Below are 14864 nucleotides of genomic sequence, written 5' to 3'. Positions count from 1 at the left end.
AAGATCGTGCATCAGAGTAACGCTTGCCGGGCGAACTGGTCGACTCCACTGTCGCCGGACTCCTTAGAATTCGGAAGGAATTCTCGATGAACCCGAGCAGTCCCGAGCACCCACCGATAGGTCCGGTCGACGCGACCAAGGTCCCCCGCTACGCCGAGCCCACCACGTTCGCTCGGCTCCCGCGCCTCGACGAGGTGTCCCGAGCCGACGTGACCATCCTCGGCGTTCCGTTCGATTCCGGCGTGAGTTACCGTCCGGGCGCACGTTTCGGTCCCGGGCACATCCGTGCTGCCTCGAAACTGTTGCGGCCCTACAACCCTGCCCTCGAGGTCTCGCCGTTCGCCCGCCAGCAAGTTGCGGACTTCGGCGATATCGGAGTCAATCCGTTCGACATCACCGAGGCGCTCACCACGGTGCACGACGCGGTGACCGACCTGCGCGCCGACGGCTCCTCGGTTCTGACCCTCGGCGGCGATCACACCATCGCACTGCCGATCCTGCGCTCGCTCGCACGCGACCACGGACCGATTGCAGTGCTGCACTTCGACGCTCACCTCGACACGTGGGACACGTACTTCGGTGCGCCCTACACCCATGGAACCCCGTTTCGACGAGCCAGTGAGGAAGGCCTGATCGACCTCGAACGCTCGCAGCACATCGGTATTCGCGGCCCGCTCTACAGCGAGCAGGACCTCGAGGACGATCGCGTTCTCGGCTTCCAGGTGATTCGTTCCGACGATTACGAGGTCGACGGTGTCGCCAGCATCGTCGAACGGATGCGCAGACGTCTGGACGGCGGCCCGGTCTACGTCTCGGTCGACATCGACGTTCTCGACCCCGCACATGCGCCCGGCACCGGCACTCCCGAAGCCGGCGGCATGACCTCCCGAGAGTTGCTCAACACTCTGCGCGGACTCGTCGGCCTGAACGTGGTCGGTGCCGACATCGTCGAGGTCGCGCCGGCCTACGACCACGCCGAGATCACCGGAATCGCTGCGGCTCATGTTGCCTACGAGCTGTTGTCGGTTCTCGCTCTCAACCGATAGGACGTCACCGCCGCGGCAACACCAGGATCGGCACCGGCGAATGACGGATGATCTTCGTCGCCCGGGAACCGAGAAACACCCGAGCGATGGGTCCCAGTGGCCCGGACGATCCGATGGTCAGTACTTCGCCGTCCTGCCAGTGCAATTCGTCGAGGGCTTCGCGCCAACTGCCGGCCGAGGCCAACTCGGTCGTCACCCGATCGACCGGGAGTCCCACCGCAACCGCGTCGTCCACTGCTGCGGTGAGCGCCTCGCTGAGCCCCCGGGACAGCTCGGCGGCGACGTCGTCCTCGGCTCGCAGCCCGATTTCGGGCGGGTACATCGTCGCACCGCGGACCACGAACGACGCCAGACGAAGCGGAACGCCTGCTTCGCTGGCCAGTTCGGCGGTGGGTCCCACCACGCGCGAGGCCTCGCTGTCACCGGAGAACGCGCACGTGATCCGCGTCAGAGTCGCGCGCTCGCGCACGCGATAACCGCGCGGGGCCAGCGCCACCGTCACCGGCGACGAGTGCAGCAGTTTGTCGGCGGTCGACCCGACGACGACCTGCCCGAGTGCGCCGTCGCCCGAGGAGCCGAGAACCAGAACCGCGGCCCCGAGACTGTCCGCCGCATCGGTCAACGCCGTCGACACCGAGCGGTGCGCGAGGCGGTGGAACGACGCGGCGATATCGGGCGCTTTCTCCTGCAGATAGTGCCGCGCCTTCGCCTCGGATTCGGCTGCCGTTGCCGCCGCCCAATCCGCGAACTCGGCATCGACGCGGGCCATCGACGGCGTCGACCACGGCTTGGGAACCACCGTCGCCACGTCGATGTCGGAACCGGTCGACCGAGCGAGTTGGGCACCGAGATCGAGGGCACCGACGCTTCCCTTCCCCGGCGCGAACGCGATCAGCACGCTCATCGCGCGTCCTGCCCTGCACCACGCAATGCCGAATGGTGCCGACCCCAGAAGTAGTAGAACGCCAACACGACCGCGAGCCAGAGCCCGAACCAGAACCACGTGGTCCAGTGCAGCCCGGACAGGATGTACAGGCACGCGAGGACCGACAGCACCGGAGTCACCGGGTATCCCGGAACCTTGAACGGCCGCTCGAGATCGGGCATCGAGCGGCGCAGCACGATCACTCCGATGGACACGACGATGAATGCGACGAGGGTGCCGATCGACACCAGGTCCGCCAGCTTGTCGAGCGGAATGAACGCGGCGAGGATCGAGATCACGACGGCGACGACGATCGTGTTGTTGACCGGGGTGTGCGTACGGGGACTGACCTTGGCGAAAGCTTTGGGCAACATGCCGTCTCGGCCCATGGCGAACAGGATGCGAGTCTGCCCGTACATCGTCACCAGGGTCACCGAGAAGATGGAGATCACCGCACCTGCAGCCAGAATCGTTGCCGGCCAGGCCTGCCCGGTCACGTTACGCAGGATCTCCGCCAGCCCGGCTTCCTCCTGGCCGGCGAAGTCGGTCCAGGGCTGAGTGCCAAGGGCGGCCACGGCGACGACGAGATAGAAGACGATGACGACGATCAGCGCCGCAATGATGGCCCGCGGCATGGTCTTCTGCGGATCCTTCACCTCGTCGCCCGCGGTGGACACCGCGTCGAGTCCGATGAACGAGAAGAAGATCGTGCCTGCGGCCGCGGTCACACCAGCTGCGCCCAGGGGCATGAAGTCGGAGAAGTTTCCGGAGTCGAAGGCGGTGAATCCTACGATCGCGAACAGAGCCAGCACGCCGAGTTTGATGACGACCATGACTGCGTTGACGGCCGCCGACTCGCTCGCACCGCGAATGAGCAGAACGGCGCACAGCACGATCAGCACGACCGCAGGCAGATTCATGATGCCGGGATCGGCGTCACCCGGGGCAGCGGACAGCGCGTGCGGGATGGTGAAGCCGAAGAGATTGTTCAACAACTCGTTGAGGTACCCGCTCCACCCGACGGCGACGGCAGCGCTGGACACTCCGTACTCGAGCAACAGGCAGGCGGCGACGCCCATCGCGACCACCTCGCCCATCGTCACGTACGCGTAGGAGTAGGTCGAGCCCGAAACCGGTACCGCCGATGCCATTTCGGCGTAACAGATAGCTGCGAGACCGGCCGCGATACCCGCGGCCAGGAACGAGAGCACCACTGCAGGACCTGCTTCGGGAACCGCGAGCGACAGGACGAAGAAGATGCCGGTACCGATGGTGGCACCGACGCCGAACATCGTCAGCTGAAACGTGCCGATGGTGCGTTCCAGCCCGCCACTGTTCTGCTGGTCCGGATCCACGATCGGCTTCTTGCGAAGCAGTTGTGATCGCAGACTCGATGCAGGTCTGTTCGACGAGGTCATGTGGGCGACTCCCAACGTGGAGAGAAACTCTCGAATCAACCGGTTCGGCTGATTCTGCTCCCCGATCGAATGATTCGCACACCGAACCGGCTCGCTCGTCTCCGCGAGTTCTCGATGTGGTTCTCAGCTCAGATGGTGCACGGAAGAGCACAGAGCGTCCAACAGATCCTCGTCGTGGCTGATCACGAGCACACCGAGTCCGCCGTCGACGGCCTGGCGTTCGACCGATCTGGCGATCGACGCCGTCGTCGCCGCGTCGAGCATCGACGTCACCTCGTCGCAGATCAGATAGCGCGGCCGTTGCGCCAACGCCCGTGCGACACAGGCGCGCTGCAATTGCCCGTCGCTGACCTGGTGTGGGCGACGGGACAGCAGGTCGGCGGTCAGACCCACCTGCTCTGCCAGATCCGCGACATCGACCGAGCGCCCGGCGATGACCCCGGGTTGCTCGATGATCGAGCGCAGTGTCATCCGTGGATCGGTCGCCTGCCGTGGAGACTGGAACAGCAGCGCGATCTGTGCGCGTGACGTCGCAGGTACCGAATACCCGACGCCTCGCACGGTGGTCCCGTCGAGCAGCACCGATCCGGTTCGGGGTTTCTGCAGCAACGCAAGCACTCTCGCGAGGGTTGTCTTTCCGCTACCGGACGGGCCGGTCAGCCCCGTGATCGTTCCCGGTTCGACCGAAACGCTGACCTGCGTCAACACATCGGGGCCACCCGGGTAGCCGGCGCTCACGGCCACCGCGTCCAAGCTCATCGGTGCACTCTCGTTCGGTACGACCGCGCGCCCACCGTCACCATGTCCGTGGGTCCACCGGAGTGTGGAGACAATGGCCGGCGGAGGTGATAGACGCAGTCGTCGGGAAGGTCCGTCAACTCGGGCGGCGATCCCGGGAGCGGAGTCATTCCGCGAGAGGGCAGCGCGTCCAGTAGGTCCCGGGTGTAGTCGTGCAGGGGATTCTCGAGCACCGACGCGGCAGGTCCCGTTTCCATGAGACGCGAGGCGTACATGACGGCGATGCGATCGGCGATTTCCGTCCTGATCAACGACGACAGGTCGTGGGTGATCAGCAGTACCGCTGCGCCGTCGTCCGCGCATGCCCGCAGAAGCCCGAGCACGTGGTCGACGGCCGCGCGATCGAGGTTGGAGGTGGGCTCGTCGGCGACGATCACCGTGGGGTCCGCGGCCAGCGCTCCGGCCAGAGCGACCCGCTGAGCCATTCCACCCGAGAGCTGATGTGGATGGAGATCGAGGTGTGCCGGGGCAAGCCCCACCCGCTCGGCGAGCAGATCGGACGTCGACGGCCCTCCGTGCGCGGCTATCGTCTCGTCCAGTTGCGATCGGACGGTTCGGGTCGGCGTGAGATGTGTTGCCGCAGACTGCGGAACGAGCGCGACGTCCCTGCCCCGAAACCCTGCTGCACTCGTCACGTCGAATTCTCGCTCTGCGGTGGTGACCACGACCGATCCGCTCACGGTCGCCCCGACCGGCAACATCGCCATCACCGTCGCCGCGAGAATCGACTTGCCGCAGCCCGACTCGCCGACCAGAGCGGTCACGGTTCCGGCCGGAACCTCGAGGTCGACATCGGAGGCGGCATGCACCCACCGTCGACCGATCGGAATGCGAACGGTCAGGTTTCGGACGGACAGACCCCGGGTCACAGGCGAAGCTCCGACGGACGCGCAAGCGTCACCCGCGCCCGCAGTGCCGAACCCAGTACGGCCACGGACAGCGTGGCGACCAGCAGTATCGCGGCGGGGAACACCAAGGTCCACCAACTCCCCAGCAGCAGAGAACTGCGGGCTTCCTCGAGCAAGGTACCCAGGCTCGGCTCGTGCGGAGGCAGCCCGAACCCCAGGAAGGACAGCGTCGATTCGTGCCACACCGCGTGTGGGAGCAACAGCACGACGGCGATCATGGCCTGGGGTAGAACGGCAGGAACGAAGTGTCGAGTTGCCACGTGAAAACGACTGGCCCCGGCCAGAATTGCCGCATCGACGAACTCTCGCTCGCGCAACCGAAGGATCTCCGAGCGCACGATGCGAGCCACCTGGGTCCAGTGTGTCAATGCGATCGACGCCACGATGGCGACGACGCTACCGCGGAACATCGCCACGATCACGATGCCGAGCAACAGGTGGGGCAGCGCGTTGACGGCGTCGGTGCTGCGCATGACGATGCGATCGACCCGCCCACCCCACACCCCAGCGGCCAGGCCGACGACGCAGCCGAGGACCGTCGCCAGTGCCGCGCAGGCCACCGCGATGAGCAACGAAGTGCCGACGGCCGATGCACTGCGCACGAACAGATCTCGGCCCGCCGAGTCGGTGCCGAACGGATGCTGCGCCGAGGGCCCCAGCCTCGCCGACGAGAAGTCGACGACGCGATCGTCCACCCCCGCGAGCATGGGGACCGCTACCGCGTACACGGTCAGAGCGGCGAGGGCCACGCCCGCGATCGCCGTTCGCCTATCCATCCGCAGGCACCCTCGGATCGAGTCGCACGACCAGTACGTCGGCGAGCAGAGAGCCGAGCATGACCGCGACAGTGGTTCCGAGAGTCAGCACGGCCAGCAACGGCATGTCGAGATCGCGTGCCGACTGCACGACAGCTCCTGCGACGCCAGGCCACCCGAATATCTCTTCCACCAGTACTGCCCCGACGACCAACTCGGGCAGTCGAACTCCGACGACGTTGACGAAGGGCGCCAATGCGGCGGGCACGATGTGGCGGCGAGTGATCTGGGCGGTGGGAATGCCGCGAGCCACCGCACCTGCCACGAAGTCCTCGCCACGCGCGGACGCGATGGACTCGCGAACCGACAACAGCAGCCACGGAACCTGAGACAGAGCCAGAACCGACGCGGGCAGCAGCAGATGGCGGAGTACTCCACCGAGGGTGGGATCGCTGCCGCCGTCGGAAAGTCCGGCCACGGGCAACCATCCGAGACCGAGCGCGAACACCGCGATCGCGGCGAGCGAGAGCACGAACGGCGGCACCCCCTGAACGGTGACGCACGCGGTGGCGACGAAGCGGTCCAACCGGCCGCCGGCACGAATGCCGGAAGCGATGCCGACCGTGAACGCAATCGCAATCGCGGCCGACAGCGCGACTCCCGCCAACAACATCGTCCACGGAATACGCTCGGCCAGAACCTGACTCACCGGCTGTCCGTAGGAACGCGACTGACCCAGATCTCCTGTCACGACGCCCTGCAACCACTGCCAGTAGGCGACGAACCACGGCCGATCGAGGCCGAGGGCGACCGTCATCGACGCCTTGTCCGCCTCCGTCGTCGTCGTGTATCGGCTTCCGAGGTACCCGACGAGCGGGTCGAACGGGGACGCCGCCGCGGCGGCGAAGAGCCCCAGCGAGACGACACCGCACACCGGAACCAGCAGCATCAGTCGACGGCGCACCATCGCTCCGATGCCGCGCGAAGTCGTGGCGTGCCGTCGATCGACGGTCACGACGTGCGAGTCCACGTCTGCAACGACCACCACGGACCCCACGTGACGCCGTGAGAGTGCGGCTCGAGTACCGGGCCGGACATCGTCCAGTCCGAATCCTTCGATACGTACGTGTGATCGAGAAAGACCAGGAAGACGTATCCCGGATCGGCCACGTAGGCGCGCTGCATCTCCCGGTACGCCTCCGCGCGTACCGCAGGGTCGAGGCTGCGCCTGCCGGTGTCGAGGGCAGCGTCGACCGTCGGGTTCGAGTAGTCGGCCGCGTTGTCGTAGACACTTCCGACGCCCGGCGCGACGAACGACGAGTCGAGTGTGCGGTATACCTGCGTATCGGCATCGAACGGCTCTTCTCCGCCACCGAGCATCGTGGAGTCCACGCCGATCCTGGGGTCTATCCGGTCCCACGACAGTGCTTCGAGGGTGACCTCGACCCCCACCGCGACCGCGTCGGACGCGAAGGCCTGCGCCAGATCTCGACGCACGGTATCGGTCGAGTTGTACATCACGGTGATCTCTGCGCGCTGTCCGTCACGCGTGCGAATGCCATCGGGACCGGGAATCCAGCCGCCGTCGGACAGGATCTGGCGGGCCGCGGCCGGGTCGTACTCGAACACCGCAGTCGGTTCGTAGGAGTCGCCGAACACCGGCGGAACGGGTGTGGCCGCCGGTCGGCCGTATCCGCCGAGCACCCCGTCCGTCATCGCCTGTCGATTCACGGCGAGATTGAGGGCGAGCCGCATGTCCCGGTTTCCGGTGACCGGTGAATTCGTCGGCAACGACACACCCCGCCAGTCCGCGGAGACATTGGCCGACAACGACATTCCCTCGCGTCCGTCCAGGCTCTGCGCGAGAAGCGGCGGTAGGTTCGTCCCGTCGATTTCGCCCGACGCCATCCGCTGGGCTCTGGTGTTGTCGTCCGGGACGTACAGCAGGGTGAGCTTCTTCACCTCGGGCGCACCGCCCCAGTAGTTGTCGTTGGCCTCGAATTCGGCTCGATCCGGCGACAGATCCACCAGAACGTAGGGGCCGGTTCCCACAGGTGCGCGGTTGAGTGGGGATTCGGCAGCGAGCCCGGGTTCCGCAACGGCTTCCGACGGGACGATTCCGATGAGCAGCTTCGTCGGAAACGGCGCGTACGAATAGGCGAGTCGAAATTCGACGGTCGAATCGTCGATCGCGACGACCTCGTCGATCATGTCGAAGGACGATCTCGCCTCGGACGCCGATGCCGGATCCAGAATCGCCTCGTAGGTGGCGACGACGTCGGCTGCATCGAACGCGGACCCGTCGGAGAAGACCACTCCCTCGCGAAGCGTCGCCGTCCACACCGTCGCGTCGTCGTTCGCCGTGGGAATTTCGACTGCGAGTCCGGGTTCGAGCGGTGGCAGACCGTCGCCGCCGCCGATGCGCACCAGCCCGTCGTACATCTTCGCTTCGCCCGCGGCACCGTACCCGGCGACCGGGTTGAAACCACCGAGTTCGTAACCGTCGGCCAACACCAGCGCGTCGGCCGATGCCGCTCCCGATTGCGACGGTGCAGTGCACGCGCTGACCGACAGCACGCACGCGATCGCGACGACGGTCACCGAGCCGAATCGTGTCATCTACCTACCTTCGTCGAACGCCGAGTCGCGCGCGACGATGCTTCCACACCCGTGTAACCGATCGGTTTCGGCGACTTACGATGATGGGAGTCGACGAGGAGCAAGACACACATGGCCACACAGCGCGATGCGCTACCGCTCGATTCCGTCGCTGCGCAGTCGGCCTCGGACGCAGGCGGACTCGACGTCGCTCTGCTGGGCAGCTTCCTCGAAGTCCTCGCCGACGCCGTCGATGCCGGCGTCCCACTGAGCCGCCCGCAGCTGCACGAGTTCCGAGCGCAGGGTGATGCTGCTGCCCGCGCGGGCGTCGCACTGCGGGCATTGCTCGATCTATACCTGAGCTCGGCGTGGCGACTGTGGCGCGAACTACCCGCTGTCGTCGCCGCCGCGGAGGACCCGGCCGGGGTCGTCACGGCAGGCGAGGTGATGCTGCGCGCGGTCGACGACGCGGTGGCCGAACTGGCCGAGGGATTCCAGCTCGCCCGGCGCACTCTCGTGCGAGCCGAGGTGCTCGCCCGACGCGAATTCGTCGACGATCTGCTCTCGGGCACCTCCGATGTCGCCGGGGTGCTCGGGCGGGCGCAGACGTTCGGGCTCGATCTGTCGAGTCCTCATGTGGTGGCCGTGGTGACGTCGACCAAGCCCTTCACCGACGCCAGCTCTGCCATCACCCTCGTCGAGCGCAGTGTGCAGGGCAGCAAGGGCGACGCCGAGTTGCTCGTGGCCACCAAGCAGGACAGGTTGATCCTGGTGTTCCCGGCACCCGACCTCGTCGCCGTCGACCACGTCCTCGACCGGGTGGGACGGGCCCTCGGTACGTCCACCTCGACGTCGAGCGAATCGGGCGATCTCCGTCGCAAAGGGGAATACGGCCGGACGCAGATCGGGGTCGGCCGCCCACGCAGCGGGGCGGTCGGTGTCGCGGCGTCGTACCGGGAAGCCCTCGACGCACTCGATCTCGCCGCCTCGCTCGGATTCGATGCATCGGTGGTCGATGCTCGTGATCTGCTCGTCTACCGCGTCCTGATCAGCGATCGTGCGGCGATCGCCGATCTGGTCGACACGTTGCTGACACCGCTGCTGAGCGCGCGAGGCGGCGCGGGTCCACTGCTGGAGACGTTGCAGGTGTACTTCGACACCGGTGCGAACACTGCATCCACCGCACGCCGCATGCATCTGTCGGTGCGGGCGGTGACCTACAGGTTGTCGCGAATAAAGGATTTGACCGGGCAGAATGTGGGCAACCCCGTCGAGGCATTCGCGCTGCACACGGCGGTGCTCGGAGCGAAGTTGCTCGACTGGCCCGAAGTCGGCTCGTCGTCGTGACTCAGCGGGGCCGCTGAACTTGCCGTAACCCGGCAACGAAATCGGTTGAAACGTGTCCGCAAAACGACCATGCCTGCAGGAAAGCGAACAGTCACACTGGAGTAGTCGCGGAAAGAGGCAGTAATTTCCGCCCAGGCCCGAACGTACGGCCGGAAATACGGCAAGACGAAGACAGACGAGAACGAAAAGGAGCGTGTGAAGATGGCGTCGTTGACACAGAAGTTGACATCGTTCGCTCGCAGCCCACAGGGCAAGAAAATGATCGACCAAGCACGTCGGTACGCAACCAAGCCCGAGAATCAGGCGAAGTTGAAGCAACTCGGCAGCAAATTCACGAATAGAGGTGGCCGTTCATGAACGTCGTCCCCTGGTGGGCATGGGCGGCATTCGGTGCCGTCGTCCTGATCCTGTTGGCCATCGACCTGTTGGCACACCGCGGTGCCCACATCATCGGTTTCAAGGAAGCCGCATGGTGGAGCGCACTGTGGGTCGGCGTGGCCATCATCTTCGGCATCGTGGTGTTCTTCACCTTGGGCACCACGGCCGGCGTCGAATACACGACGGCCTGGTTGTTGGAGAAGAGTCTGTCCGTCGACAACCTCTTCGTTTTCGCGCTGATCTTCGGCTACTTCAAGGTTCCCCGTGAGTACCAGCACCGCGTGCTGTTCTTCGGTGTGATCGGTGCCCTCGTCTTCCGCGCGATCTTCCTGGCCGCCGGTGTGGCCATCGTCAGCAAGTTCGCTGCCGTTCTGTTCGTTTTCGCGGCCATCCTGCTCTACAGCGCATACAAGCTGATGAAGGACGAGGACGACTCGTACGACCCGAGTACCTCGATCGCAGTTCGTTTGCTTCGCAAGATCATTCCTGTCCGCGACGAATACGAAGGCACCAAGTTCTTCGTCAAGGAAGCAGGCAAGCGAGTGGCCACGCCACTTCTCGCCGTCGTGGTGGCCATCGAGGCCGCCGACCTGGTGTTCGCAGTGGACAGTGTTCCCGCCGTCCTGGCGGTGACCGACGACCCGTTCATCGTGTACTCCTCGAACGCGTTCGCCATCCTCGGCCTACGCGCCCTGTACTTCCTGCTCGCAGGGTTGCTCGAGAAGTTCCACTACCTGTCCAAGGGACTGGCGATCATCCTCGCCTTCATCGGCGTCAAGCTGATCCTGCAGGCCGGACACAAGGTGATCAGCACCTCGATCCCCGAGATTCCCTCGCTGGTCAGCCTGGTGGTCATCGTCGTGGTACTGGCAGGCTCGATCATTCTGAGCCTGAAGAATCCCCCGAAGGAGGACGACGCAGACGCCATCGACAAGGTCGCTGCCGACAGCCCGATCGTCGATCCGACGGACGGAACCTCCTCGGCCGGCACCTCGCCGACCGGCACGTCGAGCACGGATTCACCGCGACTCGACAAGCCCTGACTCTTCACCACACATGCCCCGCCGATTCGATTCGGCGGGGCATGTTTGTGTTCCAGGGGGATGGGGCAATCACTGCACATGGCTGAAAAGAACTCGTACACCGTTCCCGGACTCACCTCGGAAGTGGGCGCGCGCGTCGCCGCGATCCTTCAGGATCGACTGAACGCCTACAACGATCTCCACCTGACCCTCAAGCACATTCACTGGAATGTCGTCGGTCCCAACTTCATCTCGGTACACGAGATGCTCGACCCGCAGGTCGAAGCAGTTCGCGGATTCGCGGACGACGTCGCCGAGCGCATCGCGACCCTCGGTTCCTCGGCCAAGGGCACCCCGGGCACCATCGTCTCCGAGCGCAGCTGGGACGACTACTCGATCGGTCGCGCAACGGCCATCGAGCACCTCGGTGCACTCGACCTGGTCTACACCGGAGTCATCGAGACCACTCGCAAGAACATCGAAGAGGTCGGCGAGATCGACCCGGTGACCGAGGACATGCTCATCGGCCAGAGCGCGCAGCTCGAACTTTTCCACTGGTTCGTGCGGGCACACCTGGAGAACTCCGGTGGTCAGCTCTCCACCGCCAACGCGACCAGCGAGGTCGACGCGGCGAATCAAGCAGGTTAAACACTCACGCCTCACGCACCGACCCCGCCGTCAACCGGCGGGGTCGGTGCTTTTTTCGTGGACCGGCGTCAGTTGGACGGTCTCGCCTCGTGCCCGCTGCGGCCGTGGGTTCGACGCTTCTCCTTCATCTCGGCCTCGAACACGTGGCGACGTCCGTCGAGCAATTCGTCTCGGACGGCCCGCTCGTGTTCGCGCAACGGGCCCCAATATCCGTCGTCGAACTCTTCGACGAGCTGGAACGTCCAACGACCCGGTGCGATGTTTCTGCCGATCATGTCCGTGTCGATTCGCTGCGCGATCGCATCGTGATCTGCCTCGGCGAGTGCCTCGACGGCCTCCCCCAACAGCAGGTCCGAATGCCCCATCAGTTGGTGGAACGAGTACAGGTGTCCCCTGGCCCGCTCCACACACTCGAGCGCCTCGGACATCTTCCCCACTGCGGCCACGGTCGCATCGTCCACTCCGCTCGGGCGCCGGTGTTCGGGTGAGGGCATATCGGGGGCGGAATGCATATCGGTATCTGGGTCCATGGGCCTCGATTACCCGAATCGGGCCGGCAGAACCCGCAGGTGCAGTGCATGGTTACCGACGTCGATCACGGGTATAGCTACTCGTGAACGGATAGACAATCGATTTCGAGGAGTTCACCATGGCTGATTTCATCGACAAGGCAAAGCACAAGGCAGAAGAGCTCGTGGGCGAAGCCAAGGAAAAGATCGGCCACAAGACCGACAACGACGATCTTGCTGCCGAAGGCGCAAAGGATCAGGCGTCGGGCAAGACCAAGCAGGTCGGCGACGACGTCTCGGACGCCGCAGGCAACATCAAGGACAAGTTCAAGAACTGATCGTCTCGATCGGTCGCAACGAAACCCCGCACCCAGGCCTCGGCCGTCGAGGGTGCGGGGTTTCGTGGTTCCCGGTCCCTCGTCAGATCGGCGGATTCGGCAGCGGCATGGGACGTCCGAACATCCAGCCCTGACCGAGGGTTGCTCCCAGAGACCTGGCGCGACGCAGATGCCTGCGGGTTTCGATTCCTTCGGCCAGCAGAACGGCGTCGCTCGAACCGACGTAGGCCCGCACCTGCCGTATCGCGGCGCGTGCGCGGTACGGGGACCGGACGATCGACGCGTCGAGTTTGACGATGTCCGGCGCGACCGAGGCCAACAGTGCCAACGTTGCAGGCGTGGCACCGACGTCGTCCATGGCCACCGAGATGCCGCGAGCGCGGGCTCCTCGGACCAGAGCCATCAGCAACGGCACGTTGTGATCGAGGTCTCGCTCGGTGATCTCGAGGACGACGTCGAGGTCGTCACCGATCGCGTCGAGGTGGATCTCGACGTCGCGTACGTCGGCGAAACAGCCCGGCTCGATGTTGAGAAAGAATCGCACCCGACGCGAGTAGGCGCATTCACGCGCCGCCCGCAGCGCGGCGGCGCGGCACGCTACGTCTACGCGACCCACCAGTCCGCGCTCTCGCGCCAGCGCGAACACGTCCTCGGGCACGGCCAGGCTCGGAGACGGCCACCTGGCCAGAGCCTCGTATCCGACAACTGTCCCGGTGGCCAGTTCGACGACGGGCTGAAACAGAGCGGCCACGGACTCCACCGAATCGAGCGCCGCCGACGCTGCGAGCACTGCGCCGTCCGGCGCGGTCACAGTGTTCGCTCGTCCACCGGAACGCGACGGGCCTCGAGGCGGTCGGCGATCAGAGCAGCGTGCAGTCTTCGCAGTCCGGACGGCTTCATCGGATCGAGTCCGGTGAGCTGCTCCACCCTTTTGAGACGGTAGTCGACGGTGTTGGGATGCACCGTCAGCCAGGTGGCCGTCTTCTTTCGGTTGGAGTCCGAATCGACGAATGCTTGCAGTGTCGGCAACAGGTCGACCGAATCGCGCAGCGGATCGATCAGTGTCACAAGGTGTTTGCGCCCCAGGCCCGGCCTGCTCACCTGGTACTCGAACACGAGATCCGAAATCCGGTACGTCCCCGGTGCGTATCGGAGCCGACGCACGAGACTCAGCAGTTCGTACAGGTGGGGCGCGGTAGCGGCGATGTCATCGATCGCGGCCGACCCGGTTGTCGCGGTCACCGCCACCTGACCCGCGTCGGCCAGGCGATCGACCAATTCGCCGACGTCCACGCCTGGAACATCGGGCAGCAGGACGGTTCCGCCGGTGGGACTGATCGACGCGATGGGCACGCAGTACGCGTCGAATGTGGCCAGCGCGGTGTGGATTCTTCGCAGTTTTCGAGCCGCCATCATCGCCGCGTCGATCCGACGGCCACCCTCGTCGGCATGGGCCGGAAAGTGCAGGGCGACAACGTGATAATCCTCGGCGAGCAGCGTTCCCATCCGATCGGCGATCTTGCGAGCCGTGCCGTCACCGGTCAACAGCGCGTCCAGCAGTTCCACGTCGTGACGGGGACCGTTCTGAGCCAGCGTGCGAAATTCCGTCAGGTAGGCATCGGACACGGCCGCGGTGACGACGTCCAACAGTTCCATGACCAGGACGGTTCCGTCGGCGAGTCGATCGTCGGCACCCCCGTCGCCCGGGCGCGGTGCCTGTCGCACAGCCAGTGCGCAGCCCTCGTTGACGGCATGTTGGATACGGCCGAGCGGTACGCCGTCTCGGGCCCACCGGGTCGCTGCGTCGCGAAAGACGTCCATCGCACCGGCTACCGGTAGCCGCCCGGATTCGAGTACTCCGGTCGCCAGTTCGCAGCAGGTCGTCGTCATGTCGTCGAGTTCGCCGCGGGCGCACTCGCGCGGCGGTGGTGTTTCCTCGGGCTCGCCGAAGTACTGATCCAGCATGCGTGCGGCAGTCTCCCTCGGCGTCCGCAGACGGTCGGATGCCCGTCGCCCACTGACGTATTCACCCTGCGACACGTGCACGCTTTCCGTTGCCGTCACCGAAGACCCCACCCCTCGCACTCGAAACCTACTTCAGGTCCGTTTCCCCGCTACGAACAGTAGAACAAGAATCAAACCTGAGGATTGTTTTTCCGAATATATCCGGCAGT

General features: G+C 65.4%; 15 protein-coding genes. 5 read left to right on the top strand and 10 right to left on the bottom strand.

What is annotated here, in order from left to right; genetic code table 11:
- Positions 1-86: 86 nt before the first annotated feature.
- The gene (speB, locus tag R3P93_RS00420) at positions 87-1046 is read left to right on the top strand and encodes an agmatinase (protein ID WP_068050394.1); all 960 of its coding nucleotides are present in this window, start codon (positions 87-89) and stop codon (positions 1044-1046) included.
- A gap of 4 nt (positions 1047-1050) precedes the next feature.
- Here speB and R3P93_RS00415 read toward each other — a convergent pair whose 3' ends face one another.
- The 7 genes from R3P93_RS00415 to R3P93_RS00385 form a co-directional block, all read right to left on the bottom strand.
- Positions 1051-1950 carry a universal stress protein gene (locus R3P93_RS00415; protein WP_094639056.1) on the bottom strand — a complete coding sequence of 300 codons (900 nt, stop codon included), beginning with the start codon at positions 1948-1950 and terminating at the stop codon, positions 1051-1053.
- Entirely contained in the window at positions 1947-3389 is a 1443-nt protein-coding gene (locus R3P93_RS00410) for an amino acid permease (protein ID WP_149405279.1), read from the bottom strand. Before R3P93_RS00410 ends, R3P93_RS00415 begins: the two co-directional genes overlap by 4 nt.
- 123 nt (positions 3390-3512) lie before the next feature.
- Positions 3513-4148: an ABC transporter ATP-binding protein gene (locus R3P93_RS00405; RefSeq protein ID WP_317532172.1), complete on the bottom strand. Its 636-nt coding sequence runs from the start codon at positions 4146-4148 to the stop codon at positions 3513-3515.
- Positions 4145-5056 (bottom strand): ABC transporter ATP-binding protein, encoded by a 912-nt coding sequence (locus R3P93_RS00400; protein WP_317532171.1) that lies wholly within the window; start codon positions 5054-5056, stop codon positions 4145-4147. Before R3P93_RS00400 ends, R3P93_RS00405 begins: the two co-directional genes overlap by 4 nt.
- Positions 5053-5871 (bottom strand): ABC transporter permease, encoded by an 819-nt coding sequence (locus R3P93_RS00395; protein ID WP_317532170.1) that lies wholly within the window; start codon positions 5869-5871, stop codon positions 5053-5055. Before R3P93_RS00395 ends, R3P93_RS00400 begins: the two co-directional genes overlap by 4 nt.
- On the bottom strand, positions 5864-6817 hold the full coding sequence (locus R3P93_RS00390) for an ABC transporter permease (RefSeq protein ID WP_317532463.1): 954 nt from the start codon (positions 6815-6817) through the stop codon (positions 5864-5866). The genes R3P93_RS00395 and R3P93_RS00390 overlap by 8 nt, the downstream gene beginning before the upstream one ends.
- A 44-nt stretch (positions 6818-6861) precedes the next feature.
- Positions 6862-8469: an ABC transporter substrate-binding protein gene (locus R3P93_RS00385; protein ID WP_317532169.1), complete on the bottom strand. Its 1608-nt coding sequence runs from the start codon at positions 8467-8469 to the stop codon at positions 6862-6864.
- A 111-nt stretch (positions 8470-8580) separates the two neighbouring features.
- Between R3P93_RS00385 and R3P93_RS00380 the strand changes: the two genes are divergently transcribed.
- The 3 genes from R3P93_RS00380 (at position 8581) to R3P93_RS00370 (ending at position 11843) form a co-directional block, all read left to right on the top strand.
- Positions 8581-9795 carry a PucR family transcriptional regulator gene (locus R3P93_RS00380; protein WP_317532168.1) on the top strand — a complete coding sequence of 405 codons (1215 nt, stop codon included), beginning with the start codon at positions 8581-8583 and terminating at the stop codon, positions 9793-9795.
- A gap of 353 nt (positions 9796-10148) precedes the next feature.
- Positions 10149-11216 carry a TerC family protein gene (locus R3P93_RS00375; protein WP_094639050.1) on the top strand — a complete coding sequence of 356 codons (1068 nt, stop codon included), beginning with the start codon at positions 10149-10151 and terminating at the stop codon, positions 11214-11216.
- A gap of 78 nt (positions 11217-11294) precedes the next feature.
- A complete protein-coding gene (locus R3P93_RS00370) occupies positions 11295-11843 on the top strand; it encodes a Dps family protein (protein ID WP_068050372.1) in 549 nt (182 codons plus the stop codon).
- Between the two features lie 68 nt (positions 11844-11911).
- Here the strand turns inward: R3P93_RS00370 and R3P93_RS00365 are convergent, their stop codons facing one another.
- Entirely contained in the window at positions 11912-12355 is a 444-nt protein-coding gene (locus tag R3P93_RS00365; RefSeq protein ID WP_094639049.1) for a hypothetical protein, read from the bottom strand.
- 137 nt (positions 12356-12492) lie between these two features.
- Between R3P93_RS00365 and R3P93_RS00360 the strand changes: the two genes are divergently transcribed.
- A complete protein-coding gene (locus R3P93_RS00360; RefSeq protein ID WP_068050352.1) occupies positions 12493-12690 on the top strand; it encodes a CsbD family protein in 198 nt (65 codons plus the stop codon).
- Between the two features lie 82 nt (positions 12691-12772).
- Here R3P93_RS00360 and R3P93_RS00355 read toward each other — a convergent pair whose 3' ends face one another.
- Both R3P93_RS00355 and R3P93_RS00350 read right to left on the bottom strand, forming a co-directional pair.
- Positions 12773-13501 carry an EAL domain-containing protein gene (locus R3P93_RS00355; protein WP_094686564.1) on the bottom strand — a complete coding sequence of 243 codons (729 nt, stop codon included), beginning with the start codon at positions 13499-13501 and terminating at the stop codon, positions 12773-12775.
- Positions 13498-14754 (bottom strand): PucR family transcriptional regulator, encoded by a 1257-nt coding sequence (locus R3P93_RS00350; RefSeq protein ID WP_317532167.1) that lies wholly within the window; start codon positions 14752-14754, stop codon positions 13498-13500. The genes R3P93_RS00355 and R3P93_RS00350 overlap by 4 nt, the downstream gene beginning before the upstream one ends.
- Positions 14755-14864: the final 110 nt, after the last annotated feature.

The sequence above is a fragment of the Rhodococcus cerastii genome, from assembly GCF_033042195.1.
Taxonomy (GTDB): Bacteria; Actinomycetota; Actinomycetes; order Mycobacteriales; family Mycobacteriaceae; genus Rhodococcoides.
Note: the sequence above shows the minus strand (reverse complement) of the source record. Positions and strands in the feature narration are given on the sequence as shown.

Excerpts from the sequence above, each read along its gene's own strand:
- speB (WP_068050394.1), top strand. The coding sequence starts at position 87 with ATGAACCCGAGCAGTCCCGAGCACCCACCGATAGGTCCGGTCGACGCG.
- R3P93_RS00415 (WP_094639056.1), bottom strand. The coding sequence starts at position 1,950 with ATGAGCGTGCTGATCGCGTTCGCGCCGGGGAAGGGAAGCGTCGGTGCC.
- R3P93_RS00410 (WP_149405279.1), bottom strand. The coding sequence starts at position 3,389 with ATGACCTCGTCGAACAGACCTGCATCGAGTCTGCGATCACAACTGCTT.
- R3P93_RS00405 (WP_317532172.1), bottom strand. The coding sequence starts at position 4,148 with ATGAGCTTGGACGCGGTGGCCGTGAGCGCCGGCTACCCGGGTGGCCCC.
- R3P93_RS00395 (WP_317532170.1), bottom strand. The coding sequence starts at position 5,871 with ATGGATAGGCGAACGGCGATCGCGGGCGTGGCCCTCGCCGCTCTGACC.
- R3P93_RS00390 (WP_317532463.1), bottom strand. The coding sequence starts at position 6,817 with ATGGTGCGCCGTCGACTGATGCTGCTGGTTCCGGTGTGCGGTGTCGTC.
- R3P93_RS00385 (WP_317532169.1), bottom strand. The coding sequence starts at position 8,469 with ATGACACGATTCGGCTCGGTGACCGTCGTCGCGATCGCGTGCGTGCTG.
- R3P93_RS00380 (WP_317532168.1), top strand. The coding sequence starts at position 8,581 with ATGGCCACACAGCGCGATGCGCTACCGCTCGATTCCGTCGCTGCGCAG.
- R3P93_RS00375 (WP_094639050.1), top strand. The coding sequence starts at position 10,149 with ATGAACGTCGTCCCCTGGTGGGCATGGGCGGCATTCGGTGCCGTCGTC.
- R3P93_RS00370 (WP_068050372.1), top strand. The coding sequence starts at position 11,295 with ATGGCTGAAAAGAACTCGTACACCGTTCCCGGACTCACCTCGGAAGTG.
- R3P93_RS00365 (WP_094639049.1), bottom strand. The coding sequence starts at position 12,355 with ATGCATTCCGCCCCCGATATGCCCTCACCCGAACACCGGCGCCCGAGC.
- R3P93_RS00360 (WP_068050352.1), top strand. The coding sequence starts at position 12,493 with ATGGCTGATTTCATCGACAAGGCAAAGCACAAGGCAGAAGAGCTCGTG.